General features: G+C 38.2%; 16 protein-coding genes and 1 tRNA gene. 14 read left to right on the plus strand and 3 right to left on the minus strand.

The features are described from left to right. Positions 1 to 40: 40 nt before the first annotated feature. The 4 genes from G5B37_RS11170 (at position 41) to G5B37_RS11185 (ending at position 4,956) form a co-directional block, all read left to right on the plus strand. Positions 41 to 1,099: a hypothetical protein gene (locus tag G5B37_RS11170; RefSeq protein ID WP_164680113.1), complete on the plus strand. Its 1,059-nt coding sequence runs from the start codon at positions 41 to 43 to the stop codon at positions 1,097 to 1,099. Positions 1,100 to 1,232: 133 nt separating this feature from the next. Continuing rightward, complete coding sequence (locus tag G5B37_RS11175; RefSeq protein ID WP_164680114.1) at positions 1,233 to 3,275, plus strand: tail fiber domain-containing protein; 2,043 nt, start codon at positions 1,233 to 1,235, stop codon at positions 3,273 to 3,275. Positions 3,276 to 3,384: 109 nt separating this feature from the next. Beyond that, complete coding sequence (locus tag G5B37_RS11180) at positions 3,385 to 4,605, plus strand: metallophosphoesterase (RefSeq protein ID WP_164680115.1); 1,221 nt, start codon at positions 3,385 to 3,387, stop codon at positions 4,603 to 4,605. A 54-nt stretch (positions 4,606 to 4,659) separates the two neighbouring features. Beyond that, a complete protein-coding gene (locus G5B37_RS11185; RefSeq protein WP_164680116.1) occupies positions 4,660 to 4,956 on the plus strand; it encodes a thioredoxin family protein in 297 nt (98 codons plus the stop codon). Positions 4,957 to 4,977: 21 nt separating this feature from the next. Here the strand turns inward: G5B37_RS11185 and G5B37_RS11190 are convergent, their stop codons facing one another. Both G5B37_RS11190 and G5B37_RS11195 read right to left on the minus strand, forming a co-directional pair. Then, positions 4,978 to 5,616, minus strand: coding sequence for a polysaccharide deacetylase family protein (locus G5B37_RS11190; protein WP_164680117.1), 639 nt, complete (start codon positions 5,614 to 5,616; stop codon positions 4,978 to 4,980). 6 nt (positions 5,617 to 5,622) lie between these two features. Beyond that, a complete protein-coding gene (locus tag G5B37_RS11195; protein ID WP_164680118.1) occupies positions 5,623 to 8,925 on the minus strand; it encodes a DUF2723 domain-containing protein in 3,303 nt (1,100 codons plus the stop codon). Between the two features lie 235 nt (positions 8,926 to 9,160). On the opposite strand from G5B37_RS11195, the gene G5B37_RS11200 reads away from it, so the two are divergent. After that, a tRNA-Gln gene (locus tag G5B37_RS11200) sits at positions 9,161 to 9,233 on the plus strand. A gap of 451 nt (positions 9,234 to 9,684) precedes the next feature. Here the strand turns inward: G5B37_RS11200 and G5B37_RS11205 are convergent. Then, the gene (locus G5B37_RS11205) at positions 9,685 to 10,929 is read right to left on the minus strand and encodes an NAD(P)/FAD-dependent oxidoreductase (protein WP_164680119.1); all 1,245 of its coding nucleotides are present in this window, start codon (positions 10,927 to 10,929) and stop codon (positions 9,685 to 9,687) included. Between the two features lie 99 nt (positions 10,930 to 11,028). On the opposite strand from G5B37_RS11205, the gene G5B37_RS11210 reads away from it, so the two are divergent. The 9 genes from G5B37_RS11210 (at position 11,029) to G5B37_RS11250 (ending at position 18,479) form a co-directional block, all read left to right on the plus strand. Further along, on the plus strand, positions 11,029 to 12,555 hold the full coding sequence (locus G5B37_RS11210; RefSeq protein WP_164680120.1) for an HAL/PAL/TAL family ammonia-lyase: 1,527 nt from the start codon (positions 11,029 to 11,031) through the stop codon (positions 12,553 to 12,555). Next, complete coding sequence (locus tag G5B37_RS11215; RefSeq protein WP_164680121.1) at positions 12,552 to 13,181, plus strand: hypothetical protein; 630 nt, start codon at positions 12,552 to 12,554, stop codon at positions 13,179 to 13,181. The genes G5B37_RS11210 and G5B37_RS11215 overlap by 4 nt, the downstream gene beginning before the upstream one ends. Then, complete coding sequence (fabG, locus tag G5B37_RS11220) at positions 13,157 to 13,909, plus strand: 3-oxoacyl-ACP reductase FabG (protein WP_164680122.1); 753 nt, start codon at positions 13,157 to 13,159, stop codon at positions 13,907 to 13,909. Before G5B37_RS11215 ends, fabG begins: the two co-directional genes overlap by 25 nt. A gap of 44 nt (positions 13,910 to 13,953) precedes the next feature. After that, a complete protein-coding gene (locus G5B37_RS11225; protein ID WP_263649793.1) occupies positions 13,954 to 14,871 on the plus strand; it encodes an LpxL/LpxP family acyltransferase in 918 nt (305 codons plus the stop codon). Further along, positions 14,861 to 15,322 (plus strand): hypothetical protein, encoded by a 462-nt coding sequence (locus tag G5B37_RS11230; protein ID WP_164680123.1) that lies wholly within the window; start codon positions 14,861 to 14,863, stop codon positions 15,320 to 15,322. Before G5B37_RS11225 ends, G5B37_RS11230 begins: the two co-directional genes overlap by 11 nt. Beyond that, positions 15,319 to 16,461 (plus strand): beta-ketoacyl synthase N-terminal-like domain-containing protein, encoded by a 1,143-nt coding sequence (locus G5B37_RS11235; RefSeq protein ID WP_164680124.1) that lies wholly within the window; start codon positions 15,319 to 15,321, stop codon positions 16,459 to 16,461. Before G5B37_RS11230 ends, G5B37_RS11235 begins: the two co-directional genes overlap by 4 nt. A gap of 26 nt (positions 16,462 to 16,487) precedes the next feature. Beyond that, on the plus strand, positions 16,488 to 17,549 hold the full coding sequence (locus tag G5B37_RS11240; protein WP_164680125.1) for a methyltransferase: 1,062 nt from the start codon (positions 16,488 to 16,490) through the stop codon (positions 17,547 to 17,549). A 171-nt stretch (positions 17,550 to 17,720) separates the two neighbouring features. Further along, the gene (locus G5B37_RS11245; RefSeq protein WP_263649794.1) at positions 17,721 to 18,173 is read left to right on the plus strand and encodes a 3-oxoacyl-ACP synthase; all 453 of its coding nucleotides are present in this window, start codon (positions 17,721 to 17,723) and stop codon (positions 18,171 to 18,173) included. Between the two features lie 48 nt (positions 18,174 to 18,221). Then, on the plus strand, positions 18,222 to 18,479 hold the full coding sequence (locus tag G5B37_RS11250; RefSeq protein WP_164680127.1) for a phosphopantetheine-binding protein: 258 nt from the start codon (positions 18,222 to 18,224) through the stop codon (positions 18,477 to 18,479). Positions 18,480 to 18,486 lie beyond the last annotated feature (7 nt).

Consider the following 18,486-nt stretch of genomic DNA (forward strand, 5'->3'; position numbering starts at 1 on the left):
AGGGGAGTTTCAGAAGCTATAAAAACTAAACGCATTATACATGAAAGCTACAATTTTATCAACGGTGGTTGCATTGATCTTTTTTTCGTCATGCATAGATCTGCAAAATGAACCATCTCCAATACAATTTACCCGTACAGATGAAACCTTAAATGTTTCAGAAGAGACACAGTTAAGAAGCGTAAAATATTTCCCTATTCCAGACAAACAGCGAAACATGGTCATGGCGCTTATGCCAATTCCTAAAAACTGGGAATTGAGCAATAATATAAAAGAGAATGTCTTCTTAGAAGGGCCAAACGCTTTAAAAGTATTTTACATCATGGGTAACGAGTTTGTCTACACACAAAACCCTGGTTTAAATCAGATGTATGCTGAAATTGGAATGAATGTGAAGCCAATAGAATCTTTTGAGCAAGTTTTAGAGCAGTTAAAGGGCTTTGCAAAACAAGGTGGCGCAAGATTTATAAGACAATACGACCTGCCTCAATTTGTTCAGAAAGATTTCAACTATGACCAACAAATCTATAAAGCTACCCCTGAGCAAAGGCAATTTAAAGTTGTAGCAACAGAGTGGGAAGACGATAACGGATTAATGTCACTCGCAATTATCCATTATACCGTTGCGCAAAACCAGTATGGGTATACTTGGGGTTATAATATGGAAGCCATGGAGGCAAAAAGCACTCATTTTGAAGTGGAAAAAAGAAATTATTTGAATGCCCTACTTAATACACAAATGAACACGAGTTGGATTACTACAATTAACAACCAAAACAGACAAACGATGCAGCAACAAACTGCAGCTCACAATACAAGAATGCAAGGATTACGAGCGCAAGGGCAACAAATTATAGCAGCTGGCAAACAGCATGATGCCATGACAACAAGCAATCATGAAAAGTTTATGAAATATATAAAAGACGAAATTACAGTTACCTCTCCCAGTACAGGGCAATCATACAATGTAGATATGGGCAGTAACCACTATTGGATAAACGACCAGAACCAGCTCATTACGTCTAACAATGCGACCTACAACCCAAATGCCAACAATATCGTGCAAGGGGAGTGGGTAGAAGCACAAATTAATTATTAAGTTTTTCTGAAAACGCGATGACAATTTTGAGATAATACGATACTATAATACCTACAGTACAGTAACCTGATTTTGCCCAAAATCTAATCCCAAATCAACCTTTTGGCCTACTTGTGTTTTTAAATTCTTTAAAATGAAAAAAGCACTATTAGTAATAATATTAGTATCTCAGTTGGCATTCGCCCAAGTAGGAATTAATACAACCACACCAGATCCATCTTCTGCGCTAGATGTAGTAAGTACCCAAGCAGGAATGCTGGTGCCTCGAATGACCGAAACAGATAAAAATTCTATAGGTTCACCCGCTTCAGGACTCCTAATTTATCAAACCGACGCTACGGCAGGTTTTTGGTATTTTAATGGAACAATTTGGTTACCGTTAGCAGGAGGTGGTGGGGGCAGTGGAGCCGAAAAAATAGATGATTTGTTAGATGGAAGGTCCGACACAAATGGTTCATCTGTATTCTTGGGTGTAGAAGCTGGTAATGCAGATGACCAAACAGATAACAATAACGTGGGTGTAGGTAAATATGCCTTACGATTAAATACTACAGGCAACGATAATGTTGCAATTGGTGACGGTGCTATGGAGAATAGTGTTACTGGCTCAGACAATGTAGCCATTGGTAGAGAAGCATTAGAAAATAACAACAATGGTAGTCGAAATGTTGCCGTTGGTTTTCGCTCATTAGAAAACAACACTACGGGAACCAACAATGTTGGTATTGGTGAAGGTGCTCTTAAAAACAATACTACTGGTATTCGAAATGTTGCTCTGGGAAAATCTGCATTAGGTAACAGCACAGGATCAAGTAATAACACTGCCTTGGGTCATGAATCCCTTATTAATGCAACCACCGGTACTGGTAACATTGGTGTGGGGCCATCATCGCTGTTCGATACTACAACGGGTTCATATAATGTAGGAGTAGGCATGAACGCTCTATTCTCTAATACTATTGGCACCAATAATATAGCTATGGGCTATAGGGCTTTGTTCAATAATATAGATGGAAATAGAAACATTGCAATTGGTAGTAATTCATTAAACGCAAATGTTTCTGGAGATTACAATATCGCAATGGGTGCTTTCACATTAATTAATAATACCACAGGTGATGGAAATATTGCATTCGGACATAATAGTTTAACGAATAATACTACTGGTGGACAAAACGTTGCAATTGGTAGTGCGCTTCAAGCTAACACCACGGGTAATGGAAATATTGGTATTGGAAGTACTTTACTAGCTAATACAGTTGGAAATAAAAATATCGCTATTGGTATTACCTCTTTGAACAGCAATACAAGTGGTTTCGACAATATTAGCATAGGAGAAAACTCACTATACTTTAATACTACTGGCGATTCTAATATTAGTATCGGGAGAATTAGTATGTATAGTAACACAACAGGTAGAATTAACGTAGCGCTAGGTTCTGGTTCACTTGCCTTTAATACTACTGGAAGTGAGAATACTGCTTTAGGAATTAATGCCATAGGTAATAACACTACAGGAAACCAAAATACCGCGGTAGGACTCGCAGCTATGCTAAGTAATAGTACAGGAATTAGAAATACAGTGCTAGGAGAACACGCTGGATGGAGAAATCAAACGGGCAGTTATAATACTTCTCTTGGTCAAGATAGTATGAATTTTAATGCTAGCTATTCAAATGCTACAGCTGTTGGATTTAATACCAATACATATGCAAGTAACACTGCTAGAATTGGAGATGCTACAGTAAGTAGTATTGGAGGCTATGCTGCCTGGTCTAATCTTTCCGACGGGCGATTTAAGAAAAACGTAAAAGATAATGTGCCTGGCTTAACCTTCATTATGAAATTAAGGCCTGTTACTTATAATTTAGATTTAAATGAACTTGCAACGTTTACCAAAACCCCAAAGGAAAATAGACGTGCTTCTGCTGAAAAATTAAAAGAAGATGAAATTCAAAGTGGTTTTATTGCTCAGGAAGTAGAAAAAGCAGCAAAAACAATTGGGTACGATTTTCATGGTATAGATAAACCAAAAAACCCTGAATCACATTACGGATTAAGATATGCAGAGTTTGTAGTTCCCCTTGTTAAGGCAGTGCAAGAACAACAAGATAGAATCAACTATTTAGAGAAAAAGTTAGAAGAGTTCGAGTCAAGATTAAATTCAAATGAATAAAAAATGACTTCAAGTAAGTTAAAATAAAGCAAATGATTTTTCAAGGAGCGCTCGACTTGGTACTTTAGCAGTTCATTTCCAAAGATTTCACTGTTTAACAAAGTACTACATGCGTTGGATCATTTTTATTGTCATCTATATAGCTATAGATATTTATGCGTTTCAAGCCGTAAAAACACTTAGTCAGAATAGATGGATTCATGCATTGTATGTGCTTAGTTCTATCTTGGTATTGGTGTTGTTTATTTATGCTCTTTCCTCTGGTGAAGCTAGAACCAATCCTAAATTAATGTACATATTTGGATTTTTTCTCGCTTTTTTTATTCCAAAATTGTTTCTCATCATCTTTATGTTTGGAGAAGACATTGTTCGCTTGTTTGTCGGACTTTTTTCCAAAGTAGGTGGAAACGAAACGGGTTTTTACCTTCCCTCCCGTAGAAAATTTATAAGTGCAGTGGCACTAGGTATCGCGGCTATCCCATTCGCTTCTTTATTAGTAGGAATGTATAGAGGAAAATACAACTATAAAGTTTTAGAATACGATTTGGCATTTGAAGATCTTCCAGAGGCATTCAACGGGTATAAACTCACCCAGATTAGTGATGTACATAGCGGTAGTTTCGATAACAAGGAGAAGATAGCATACGGTATAGATTTAATCAATCAGCAACAAAGCGATGTAATTTTATTTACAGGAGATTTGGTGAATAACGTAGCATCAGAAATGACACCATGGAAAGAGTTGTTTGGTACATTGCGCGCTAAAGATGGTGTCTATTCGGTTTTAGGTAATCACGATTACGGAGATTACGTATCGTGGAATTCTGAAACTGAAAAGCACGAGAACCTTTCCGCATTAAAAAACATTCAGAAGGAAATGGGGTGGCGTCTGCTATTAAATGAACATATCACACTCGAAAAAGACGGAGAATCTATAAAGTTAATAGGTGTTGAAAATTGGGGTGCTGGCGGATTTAAAAAAGCTGGCGATTTAAATAAAGCTTGTGAGGGTGTTGCGAATTCAGATTTCAAAATATTAATGAGCCATGATCCATCACATTGGCAGGAACAGGTAAAAACAAATAATACTCATATTCATCTCACCCTAAGCGGTCATACCCACGGTATGCAATTTGGCATTGAAATCCCGGGTTGGTTTAAGTGGAGCCCCGTGAAATATCGCTATGAAAATTGGGCAGGTATTTATGAAGAATTTGGCCGTTACATCAACGTGAATAGAGGTTTTGGATATTTAGGATACCCAGGAAGGGTAGGTATTTGGCCAGAAGTAACAGTAATTACCCTTAAAAAGAAGCCGAAAATAGCGTAATGCTTGGTTTTAACGCATAAATGTTATATTTGTATAACTAATACTTCAATCACTATGTCCAAATTTGGAGAATTAATTGAAACAAAAGTACCTGTTCTCTTAGACTTCTATGCAGAATGGGATGATGCTTGTAAAGGCATGCATGCTGTGCTGCGTGATGTAGCCGCAGCTTTGGGTGATAAAGCCCGTGTCATCAAGATTGATGTAGAAAAAAACAACGAGCTTGCAGAAGCCTTGCGTGTAAAGGGTTTGCCTACCTTAATGATTTACAAGAATGGCGAAATGAAATGGCGTCAAAGTGGTGAGCAAGATGCCAATACCTTAATTGGGTTGGTTAAAGAGTATGTTTAATTAGCCTGACTTGTGCTAATTTCATGAGATAGATTCGCAGCTCCATCCTTTTTTAGATGTAAACTCCAAAACTTTCGGGAGCACATACCGTAGCTTTTTTTCTGCTTTTAAACTATCGTGAAAGACCACAATACTTCCAGGATTTATATTCTTTATCACATTTTTTAGGCACTTTTCTTCGGAAATTTCTGAATCGAAGTCGGCGCTAAGAACATTCCACATAATTATTTGATATCCTTGTTTGGTGAGTAATTCAGCCTGTTTTCCTGTTAATTTACCGTAAGGCGGGCGGAACAGTTTACTAGCGGTAACGTGATGATTTCTAATTTCAGCTTCAAATAGAGCAACATCATTCAGATATTCTGAAGTTTCGGTTTTAGTTCCTTTGAGGTGATGAAACGTATGATTTCCGAAGGTGTGTCCTTCAGATAGCAGTTGTTTAAAAATTTTGGGATGCTTTCTAACATTGTCACCAATGCAGAAGAATGTAGCTTTGGCGTTGTATTTCCGAAGCAAATCAAGCACCCAAGGAGTTACTTCAGGAATAGGCCCATCGTCAAAAGTGAGGTATACTTTTGGGCTTTTATGCGAAAACGCCCAACGTCTTCGTGGAAAAATCCACTGAACAAACTTGGGCGTTTTAACCAAATACGGTTTCAAAAGGTTTTATTCTATTGGTGTTATATCTGTGTTGTCTTGCTCCACAGTGTCTATGGGCAGGTCTATTGCATTTGGATCTGCCAAAGGAATGTCTTTGTCTAAATCCATGCCTTCGTCTGGTGAATAGAAATGACGGAACAATTTTAAATAATCGTTAAACTTATTTGCTTCAGGGCGAGCAAACGATTCTTCATCCATCACTATTAAGATGTCTACCAAGCCACGATATTTTTCCATATCGCTTATAATTTCGTCTGCAATACCAAACTGACGTTTCACTTTCATACCACTGTAGTACAGCAATTTTTCTTGATACTTTTTAACTACTTGATGGTACACATTTCTGGCCTTTTCAGTTTTACCTAGCTCGTAATAACCAAGTACGTAGGGCTCTAATAGCGAGTAATATTCAAAGTAGTCTACAGGCATTTTTTCCATGGCAAGGTCAAGCACGTTTTCGGCTTTCTCAAATTCCTTGTCGTTCATTAATGCTTCGGCAAGACGTGCTAAATTACTGCGGTAGGTGATTCCGTTTCTACGGGTTTCAGTGTCGTGATAGATGTCTGGGCTACCACTATTACCCCAGTCAAAATTCATAACGATGTCGTACATTTTTTCAGAATCTACGCGTCCCATATCAAACGGATTACTACGGTCTACAGGTGTTCTTATTGGTACTAGTTTATAGGTTACGCCATCTAGTTGTAAGTAATCTTTCATCCAAATATAATCGTCATCACCAAAGCTACCACCACTAAAATAAATAGGACGTTCCCAATTATTGTTAGCAATAACATCTAACATCATCATTCGGTTTTTATAAATAACATTGCCCTTAAGTGTAATATCTATATAAGGAACAATCTTATCTGCATCTTTTTGGTCTACAACACCATTTTTAAGCACGGCTTCCTTGTCTACAGGAATACGAATTGTTTTACTAGGGAAGGTGTGTGCCCATTGGTTGCTTTCTAGTTCAACCATAGTCACCGGATTATCGCTGGCTACCCAGTTCATCCAGGTTTTAATGTCTATAGTATCTTCTTTTGTTTCTTGAAAGTAGAGGAAGTCACGTGTTCCAAACCTATACTTGTCGTGCGTGAGTTGCGATGGTATAGGGTCGCTCTCAAATGCCTTTTTCTTCATGTCGTCTATATACCAATCTGTGGCAAAGAGGCTGGTGTTTACAATACGTACGTCACGACGATACCCTTCTATATTTTGTGCATACCAAAGTGCGAAGGTGTCATTATCGCCTATGGTAAAGAGAATTGCATTTTCATCACAAGAATCTAAATACATTTTACCCATGCTATTGGCTGTGTAGCGTCCAGAACGGTCATGATCGTCCCAGTTTTGGTAAGCGAGTACCACGGGAGCTGCTAGTGTAGTAACTGCCAGTACCACGGGAAGTGCTACTTTTGGTGTTATGGCATCTTTCAGCATTTCGTAGAGAGCATAGACTCCAAAACCAATCCAAATGGCAAATACGTAAAATGATCCTACAAGCGCATAATCACGTTCACGCGGCTCAAAGGGTCGTTCATTAAGATAAACTTTTAGTGCGAGCCCTGTAAATAGAAAGAGCACCAAGAGTACCCAAAACGATTTCATATCATTTTTAGCATGAAATACCAGTCCCAAAATACCAATAATTAGAGGTAGGAAATAATAGGTGTTTCTGGCCTTATTATTTTTTACGTCACTTGGCAAATTGTCTTGTGTCCCTAAACGAGCACTATCTATAAATCCTATGCCGCTAATCCAATTACCGTGTAAATCGTCTAATTGCCCTTGCACATCGTCTTGTCTTCCTGTAAAATTCCACATAAAATAGCGCCAGTACATATAACCAAACTGGTACTCGAACATATACGATAGGTTTTGCCACAAACTAGGAGGTTCTATATCAAAAAACTGACCATAGGTTTGTAAAAAGTCGTTATAGTCTTCTTTATCTACTTTTCCTTCTTTAAACGCTTGTTTAAAATTAGCGACAGCTTCAACCAATCTTGGTTCACTTCGGTATCCAGACTTAATAGTAAAATCTAGTCCGTCTGTATACTCTAAATAATTTGCATTGTGCTCTGGGCTCCACATACGTGGAAAAATAACCTTATGATTGTCGTCAAGGTTTTGTGTAGCATCTTTGTATTTGTTTACAATTATGTACTTGCCAGTTGTTTCGTCTTTCTCGTATTTTGGCTTATCGTCTTTGTAAGGATTCTCTGGGTCTAAACCAGAGTACATTTCAGTAAAAAGAGGGCCGTAAAACAGATGTGTTTCTGGGTACTGTTCTCTGTTGTAATATGCCAATAACTCACGCGCATTGTTTGGGTTATTCTCGTTAATTACCGTTCCTGCGTTCGCTCTAATAGGTAGCATTAACCAACTTGAAAACCCAATGAATATAAATAACACACACAGAAGTAGGGTGTTAACTTGAGCAAGGTTTTTCTTGCGTGTATAACGTAAGCCGAAAAAGAAAATAGCAATAAACAGCAGTCCTGCGATAATGGTACCTGAGTTAAAAGGCATTCCTAGTGAGTTTACGAAAAACAGCTCGAAACCACTAAAGAGTTTCATGGTATACGGTAATAAAAGCTTGAAAATAAAAAGCAAAACGGCAACCGTTACAATGTTAGCGACAATAAAATTTTTGACGGTTATTGTTTTGTAGTTCTTGAAATAGTACAAGAAACCCATAGCAGGGATAGTTAACAGCCCCATAAAGTGAATTCCAAACGATAGCCCAATAACAAAGGCAATAAGTACAAGCCAGCGATTGCCACGAGGCGTGTTCATCTCTCGTTCCCAGCGAAGGGCACAATAGAATAAAATAGACATCATGCAGGCAGCGGCGGCATATACCTCAGCTTCAACGGCATTAAACCAAAAACTATCGGTGAATGTGAAGGCTAGAGACCCAACAGCAGCGCTTCCAAGAATTGCCAAGTATGAGCTCTTTGTAAGTTCAGAATGCTTGCTCACCACATTTCGTAGTAATATAGTAAGAGACCAAAACATAAATAATATGGTAAATGCACTTGCAAAAACCGACATTAGGTTAATGGTTAGCGCAATGTTAGAAGGCTCCATTGCGAAAATAGAGAAGAATGCTCCTAACAACTGGTACAGCGGTGCTCCAGGTGGGTGTCCTACTTCAAGATTACTGGCTGTGGTTATATATTCTCCAGCATCCCAGAAACTAGCTGTGGGCTCTACCGTTAACCAATAGGTAAGAAGTGCAACGGCAAAGACAAACCAGCCGAGAATTTTATTCCATTTGTCGAAGTTGAAATCGGACATGAAGATGTATTATTTTGTTGAAGCGAATTTACTAATAAATATAATTAGTGGCGTCATTAAAAGAAAGCTAACGTATGTGAAACGGCTTTATTTTAGACATCTTGGGGGTGGAAAACGGTACTAAACCTTTTTAGAATAGAAAAAATAGGGTCTAGTACGAAAATTTTCTATGTTTTTGTCTGAAAATATTTGTGCAACACAAAGATTGTATTAAATTTGCGCCTCATTATGGTATTGGCCCATGGTGTAACTGGCAACACGTCTGTTTTTGGTACAGAAGAGTCTAGGTTCGAGCCCTAGTGGGCCAACAAAATCCCAATCTTGAAAAAGGTTGGGATTTTTTCTTTTCTGAAACTTTCTTTGAACAAAGATGATTTGCCCACGTGACCGTGGGTGGACAGCGCCAAAAAGTTGCCTTGGTTGTTTTCCAAGTTTTTGGTGCTGGGCGCTCCCTATTTTCGTGATAGTGTATTCTTGATTATTTTCTAAAGTATAATTTTTACAACACTTTGTGTTTGTCTCCTATCTTTTTAAGGTTGAAATTATTTTTTTTCTGAAACTTTAGTTTGAATTGAAACTATTAGTATTTGAGAAAGTGGATGGTTGTTTTCCAAGTTTTTGGTGCTGGGCGCTCCCTATTTTCGTGATGGTGTATTCTTAATTATTTTCTAAAGTATAATCTTTACAACACTTTGTGTTTGTCTCCTATCTTTTTAAGGTTGAAATTCTTTTATTTCTGAAACTTTAGCTTAATTAAAACTATTTAGTTCCAGCTCCCTCCAAATCAATCACCTTTGCCAAAGTCTTTACCAGACGGTCATGGTTTTTTACAAAAGGGTTGGTTTCATCCCACACATATCCGGCCAGAACCGCACAAATCTGCCTTTTAATTTCAGGATTACCGGTTCCTTCAAAGAATATTTTCTGCAAGTTGCCAGTATACCATTCTTCTACATATGTACCAAAAACATTAACCCCCTTCGCAATATAATCTGCATATTCGGTTTGCCAATCTACCGTCATGCCCGAGGTTTCTTTTGCAATAAGTTTTGCTGCCCGAAGTCCGCTTTCAGTGGCAAACGTAACTCCAGATGAAAATACAGGGTCTAAGAACTCGGCGCTGTTACCTGTAAGCGCGTATCCTTTTCCGAAGAGTTGAGTAACCGACTTTGCAATATTGTGAAGCGTAACAGGAGCGAAATTATAATCACAGTCTTTAAAACGGTCGTAATAGTGTGAGGATAACTGCATCATTTCCTGCAATCTTTCTGTAGGAGAGCCTGTAAAAGAGTTGAGGTATTGCGTAGGCCCAACATAGCCAATACTACACATGCCGTTAGAAAAGGGTATAACCCATAACCAGGTGTCTTCGGCAACAATATCAAATGTAATTAACGTGCCTTCAATGCCTTTTGGGCGATTTTTGTCGGCCACATGTGTAAAAATAGAAGACTGTTTGGTAATACGAGGCTTAGCGTCTAAGTGTAGTAGCCTAGGGAGTACTCTACCGTGGCCGCTAGAATCTATAATAAAATTTGCCTTGATAATTTCTTTATTGCCATTTTCGAGAAGCACAGTGGTCTCAGAACTACCATCTGCATTAAAACTAACGTGGGTTACTTCAGTTTCAAAAGAAATAGGTACGCCTCTTTCTTCCAAAGCATCGGTTAAGGTTTTGTCAAAATGGTCGCGTGGTACTTGCCATGTCCAATCCCAGCCTTCAGTAAACGTGTCGGCAAAATCAAAATGACAAACAGCATCACCTTTAATAAAACGCGCTCCACGCTTTTTTTCGAATTCCTGCTTGTTAAGTGTTTCTAACAACCCTACCTCATCAAAATGCTCCATACATCGAGGCAGTAAACTTTCGCCAATCACAAAACGAGGAAATTTACTTTTCTCTACCACACGAATATTTAAACCCTGATTTTGAAGGTAACCAGCTGCTACACAACCCGAAGGTCCTGCACCAATGATTAAAACATCAAGTTTGGAACTATCCATATTTTGCGACACGATTTTATATTGTTACTTTGCAAGTCAAATTAACTAATTTAGCCTTAGTTAAGCTACAAATATCGAACAAAAAGCAGTGCACTACGCATGATTATACTGAAGGGGACATTAGAAATTGACGATTTCAAAAAAATTATTCTACACGAGGAAGCAATTACCATAGACGCTGAAACAATGCAAACGGTAGCAGACAGCTTCGCTTTCTTAAAGAAGTTTTCAGAGAATAAAATTATCTATGGCGTTAACACGGGTTTTGGTCCCATGGCGCAATATAAAATTAAGGATGAGCAGCGCATTGCATTGCAATACAATTTAATTAGAAGCCATGCCTCGGGTAGTGGAGCTCCTATAGCGCCTCAGTATGTAAAGGCATCATTAGTGGCGCGTTTAAATACATTAAGTTTAGGACATAGCGGTGTACATCCCTCGGTTATAGAGTTAATGACAACACTAATTAATCGTAATATTCTACCTGTAATTTATGAACATGGTGGAGTTGGTGCTAGTGGCGATTTAGTACAGCTTGCCCATGTGGCACTCACCTTAATAGGTGAAGGTGAAGTTTATTACAATGGTAAAATATGTGCTACAGCAACCGTATTTGAAAAAGAGAACTTAAAACCTATTTCGGTTGAAATGCGCGAAGGTCTTGCCCTTATGAATGGAACATCTGTGATGAGTGGTATTGGAATGGTAAATACTATTCGTACACGAAATTTATTGAACTGGATGGTAAAGGCTTCTTCAGCAATTAACGAAATTGTACAGGCATATGACGATCATTTATCGTTAGAACTCAACCAATCTAAAAAGCACAAAGGGCAGCGTAAGATCGCAACCCAAATGCGCGAGCATTTAAAAGATAGCCAATTAACCCGTAAGCGTGAGCACCATTTGTATAATGGTTTAAATACAGGAGATGTGTTTGGAGAAAAGGTGCAGGAATATTACTCGTTACGTTGTGTTCCTCAAATACTTGGACCCGTTTTAGATACGCTTAATAATGTAGAGAAAATCTTAGTGGAAGAGGTGAATTCTGCCAATGACAATCCTATAATCGATTTAAAGACGCAGCAGGTGTATCACGGCGGAAACTTTCACGGTGACTATGTTTCCCTTGAAATGGACAAGCTTAAAATTGTAGTGACCAAAATGACCATGCTAGCCGAAAGGCAACTCAATTATTTGCTTAATTCAAAACTGAACGACATACTTCCTCCCTTTGTAAATTTAGGAACCCTTGGTCTTAATTTCGGTATGCAGGGCGCACAGTTTACAGCTACATCTACCACGGCCGAAAATCAGATGCTCAGTAACCCAATGTATGTTCATAGCATTCCTAGCAATAACGACAATCAAGATATTGTGAGTATGGGTGCAAATGCAGCTCTTACCACCCGAAAAGTTATAGAAAACGGGTACGAAGTACTTGCCATAGAACTTATTACAATAGTGCAAGCAATTGCACATTTAGAAGTGCAAAATAAGGTATCTACAGAGACCAAAGCCCTTTTTGAAGCAATCGGAGCCATTGTGCCAGCACTTAGAGAAGATGAGGTATTATACCCTTATATTAAACAAGTTAAGGATTACATCTTTAATACAGAATCATGAAAAAAATATTACTAGGAGCGTTGCTGTTAATGGGTTCCCTTGCAAATGCACAAGATTTAAAAACTGTTTTATTAGACGAAGACTACGCAGTAGATTTTATTGGACTCGATTTTTCGAAGACTAAATTTGTTGGTAATTCAGACGACTTTAATGATGCTACAGAAATTAAAATAGTGTACTTAAAAAACTGGAATAATCTATTTGTTAAAGAAGCAGATAAGTACAATATGGCCGATTTCCTTCGTAAAGAGAATGTTTATGTAGATATAGATGCAGTGAAAAACGTAAACAAATCTGTTGTTGAAGAAGAAATGATTACCATGGAAGCCCCAGAGCCATTTACGAAAGAACAACTGCAAGAAATGACAAAGCGCTACGATCTGCAACCAAAAAATGAGGTATCGGTTGTGTTTATCGTAAATGCGTTTAATAAATACGAAAAGGAAAGTGTAATTCATGTTGTACATTTTAAGAGCGCTACAGGCGAAATTTTAAGGGAAACATTATTGCGCGGTGATGCTGGCGGATTTGGATTCAGAAATTATTGGGCAGGTTCTTATTTTAACATCATGGAACAGCTAAAAAAGAAGCAATACAAAGCGTGGAAAAAGGAGTTCAAGAACTAAAGTACGCCCTAGTCACGGGTGGGTCTAGAGGTATAGGTCGTGCAATTTGTTTGCAATTGTCTAAAGACCTGGGCTATCATATACTCATAAACTATAGAAGTAATAAAAATGCTGCGTTAGAGACGCTTTCAAAAATAGAAAGTCAAGGAGGAAAGGCCACCTTGTTACAATTTGATGTTGCAAATGCTTCGGAAACAGAAACAGCATTGAGTTTATGGCAAGAAAATAATAAAGATGCTGTGGTTGAGGTACTGGTAAACAATGCAGGGACTCATAAAGACGGCCTGTTTTTATGGATGAAGTCCAACGATTGGAAACAAGTGTTAGATACTAACTTAAACAGTTTCTTTTACGTTACACAACCACTCTTACAGCCTATGTTATTGCAACGTTTTGGACGAATTATTAATGTCGTCTCTTTATCTGGTCTCAAAGGTACGGCTGGTCAAGTAAATTACGCAGCTGCAAAAGGAGCAGTTATTGCAGCTACAAAATCATTAGCGCAAGAAGTGGCCAAACGAAATATAACGGTGAACGCCGTAGCCCCAGGTTTTGTAACAAGTGATATGACCGCAGGTTTAGATGAAAAGGAACTAAAAAAGTTGGTTCCATTGAACCGTTTTGGAACGGCAGAAGAAGTAGCCCATCTTGTGTCTTTTTTAGCTTCAAAGAAAGCTAGCTACATTACTGGAGAAGTCATTAATATCAATGGAGGAATCTATAGCTAGTTTCTCAAATTCCTTTAAATTTGCCGCGGGTAGAGGAGATTCACTTGGCAAATAAAACTACATCACATACAGTAGAGGCAAACACTTGGACGGGAAAGTCTAGGGGTACTGTTTTAGGGTTCAAAATCTTTGTCTTTTTTATTAAAAATTTTGGAACTAAAGCCGCCTATGCGCTTATGCATTTACCCATCCCTTATTTTTGTTTCTTTTCGAGAAAAAACGTTCAAGGATTAAGCTATTACTTCAGAAAAAGACTAGGGTATTCATGGCTTAAAAGCAGCTTAAGCATATACAAAACATACTATCGGTTTGGACAAACATTGGTAGATAAGATTGCAATTCCAATAGGCAAAAAAGACCACTACTCTTATGAGTTTGATGGCGAAGAGCATATTTCTGAAATGTTAGCGTTGGGTAAAGGAGGCATCTTGATAAGCGCCCACGTAGGGAATTTTGAAATGGCGCAGTATTTTTTTAAAAAACGAAACTTCGATACCGCAATTAGCATAGTGATTACAGATCAGGATCACGAAGATATTAAGGCGTATTTAGAACAATTCACCAAGCGCGATCACGTAAACTTTATTGTAGTGAAAGAAGATCTTTCTCATATTTTTGAAATCAACGCTGCCCTTGCAAAAAACAGAGTGGTTTGTATTTCTGGAGACCGCTTTTTAAATAAGACAAAGACACTTAAAGCCGAATTACTTGGTAAGGAGGCGTTGTTTCCTATTGGGCCGTTTCAAATAGCAACCAGATTACAAGTGCCTGTCTTGTTTGTGTACGTAATGCGCGAACCAAAGCAGCATTACCACTTATACGCTAGGAAAGTAAAAATAGAAAGAAGAGATGCGCAAGACCTTTTAAATAAGTTTGCCAAGCATCTAGAATTAGTAGTTAAGAAATACCCACTTCAATGGTTTAATTTTTACGATTTTTGGGATGTGCAAAATGACAACTAAATATCCCAATATACCAGCCCTTCCCATTTCAGATATGGTATTTCTGAAAAAATTGATTCCGCATCGAGAGCCGATTATTTTAATAGATACATTGCAATATCACGATGAAAATACGTTAATAGCCAGTTTCACTATTCCTAAAGAGCACCTTTTTGTGTCAGACAAGACGTTTTCCGAAGCAGGTTTACTAGAACACATGGCACAATGTGTGGCATTGCATACTGGCTTTACAGGGTTTGCTAAAAACGAACCGCCACGAATAGGTTATATAGGAGCCATTAAAAGCGCTCAACTATCTGAGTTACCAAGAATAGGAGATACTGTTACCACCGAGGTAGTTATTACGTATAGCGCCATGGATATGTCCTTGGTAAAAATAAAATCTTTAATAGCCAGCAAACATATTGCCACTGCAGAAATGAGTACCATCCTAGCACCAGATACGCAATGAAGCAGAAGGTATACATATCGGCACCTGGCTTGTTCACACCTCTTGGTATTGGAGCGTTGCATAATTTTTCGGAAATAAAATCTGGAAAAAGTGGAATTCGTTACCACAAGAATGCATCTATTTCTAGTGAACCATTTTATGCCGCTATGATACCAAACAGTGTGGTTGATGCTACTTTTAACAAATTAGGAAATCCAAATGTGTTTACAAAGCTAGAGAAGATGATGCTTGTAGCCGCAACCGAAACGATTAAGAAGAGTCTTGCTAATATTTCCGAGCGCACATTGCTGCTTGTAGCAACTACAAAGGGCAATGTAGATACGTTATCTAACAAAAGCAACTTTGGGAATAGCAGAGCTTACTTACCTGAATTGGCGCAGACTGTTGCAGATTTTCTCGAGATTAAAACAACTCCTGTGGTTGTTTCAAACGCTTGCGTATCGGGAATTCTAGCCGTAGCAGTCGCTAAAAAATTAGTCGCATACGGTGTGTATGACAATGTGCTAATTGTGTCTGGAGATTTAATATCTCAATTTACATTTTCTGGTTTTAATTCGTTTCAGGCACTAAGTGATATGCCTTGTAAGCCATATTCAAAAAATAGAAACGGAATTACCATTGGAGAAGCTGCGGCATCTGTTTATATTTCAAAAGTAAAACCCAATAAAAACGCTATTGAAATTGTTGGAGACGGCTCTTGTAATGACGCTAATCATATTTCAGGACCTTCTAGAACAGGTGATGGTCTTTTAAAAAGTGTAGAGGCTGCTCTAGAAGAGGCAGCGCTAACCCCCGAACAAATCGATTTTATCTCGGCCCATGGTACCGCTACCATGTACAATGACGAAATGGAAGCAATGGCATTTAATAGAGCTCACTTACAGCACACTCCTTTACATAGTTTAAAAGGGGTATTTGGCCATACGTTGGGGGCTTCGGGATTATTAGAGGCCATAATCGCTATGGAAATGATGAACCAAGAAACCTTGTTGCCCTCAGTAGGTTTTGACGCACTTGGTGTCTCCCAGCCCTTACAAATTATTGAAAAATTAAAGAAACAAACTATAAAGACATGCCTAAAAACAGCCTCTGGATTTGGGGGTTGTAATACCGCAGTTCTTTTTAAAAAAGTATCTTAGCAAAAACAACTAGCACAAGCGAATTAATGAAGCAAAAATCTATTAAAGCCATAGACGCACTTGAAGAAGCTCAGCGTATTGCATTAGCACCATTTGTCTTTCAGACTGCAGTTTCTCTTCGGAAATTGGGCGTGTTCAATTATATTTTTGACAACCGCGACAGTAATGGAGTCTCTTTTAATGAGATATCAGAATCCCTTTCTATACCTCCCTATGGGTTAGGGGTATTGCTAGAAATGGCAGAAAGCGCTGCTTTGGTGAAAAAAAATGAAGACGAACGATATGAACTAACCAAAACAGGTTACTTTTTAAATTACGACAAGACCGTGAATGTAAATCTAAACTTCACACATGACGTTTGCTACAAAGGCTTGTTTCACCTACAAGATGCTATTACCAACGGAAAGCCAGAAGGGTTACAAGAATTAGGTGCATGGAGTACAATTTATGAAGGGCTTTCTCAACTTTCACCGCAAGTGCAACAGTCTTGGTTTGAATTTGACCATCATTATTCAGATACTATTTTTGCCGAAGCACTTCAACAAGTATATGCCAGAAAGCCAAAGCATATTTTTGATATAGGTGGCAATACAGGGAAGTTTGCGCTGCAATGTCTAAGCAATTCTGAAGATATTCATATTACCATATACGATTTACCTGGGCAGTTAAAAAAGGCATTGGCAAATGTGCAGAAGGCGGGATTTGGTGCTCGTGTTTCAGGTACAGAAATAGATTGGTTAGCTCCCAACCCAAAAATTGCAGAAGGTGCAGATCTCATTTGGATGAGTCAGTTCTTAGATTGTTTTTCAGAAGCAGAAATTGTAACCATCCTTAAAACTTGTGTGGCTTCCATGACGCAAGATACCCATCTGTTAATTACTGAAACATTTACCGATAGACAGCATTTCGATAAAGCAAAGTACGTATTAGAAGCCACTTCTATTTATTTCACAGTCATGGCAAATGGAAATAGCAAAATGTATCCTGCAACCGTTTTTGAACGATTAATCGATGAGGCTGGGCTAAAAATTGAAGAAGATTTAAAATTAGGGGCTTACCATACCATGTTAGTCTGTAAAAAGAAATAGTTGACCACCAGCACACATTACATATCAACATATTGCCATATTACCCCGCAACAAGTAAGTGTAGATGGTGTAGTGTTACATAGTAATACTTCTGAAACTTTCGAAAACTTCCTAAAGCAGTTATATAAAGAGCACAATTGTAGGTATCCCAAATTTTTTAAAATGGATACTATGAGTAAACTTGCTTTTATGGGAGCAGAATTTTTACTGAAATCGGCTAAAGAGGCTACCACAGAAGTACAGAATACGGCGTTGGTTTTTTCTAATAAAAGCAGCAGCTTAGAAACGGATAGGAAACATCAAGAATCGATTGCTTCCGAAACTGAATTTTACCCAAGCCCAGCAGTTTTTGTATATACTTTGCCTAACATCGGAATTGGAGAGGTTGCAATTAGACATCAATTACAAACCGAGAATGCTTTCTTTGTTTTTGAGAGCTTTGAAGCTAATTTTCTTCAAAAATATACTGTAAGTTTGTTGCGCGAAGGTAAGTGCAACAGTGCGCTGTGTGGCTGGGTAGAAGTTGATAAAACAGAAAACCATGGTTTCTTCTATTTGGTGGAAGCGACTGGAAAATGGCAACATACCGAGAAAAATATAACAACTTTTTATAACAAGATATAGACGACAGGCGCTGAACACACGAGTGCCAACGTTGAAATAGTATACTTTATGAGTAATTTACAACAAGAATTAAAGGAAAGCATCATAGAAGCGTTAAACCTTGAAGAATTTAGCCCAGCAGATATTGACAACGACGATGCACTATTTGGTGATGGTCTTGGACTAGATTCAATCGATGCGCTAGAATTAATTGTTTTATTAGATAAAGATTACGGGATTAAATTAGTAGATCCTGAAGAGAGTAAAGCCATATTCCAATCGGTTAACGTTCTTGCAGCCTATATCGAAGCCAACAGAACAAAATAAACTGGTT

The organism is Rasiella rasia (assembly GCF_011044175.1).
Classification (GTDB): Bacteria; Bacteroidota; Bacteroidia; order Flavobacteriales; family Flavobacteriaceae; genus Marinirhabdus; species Marinirhabdus rasia.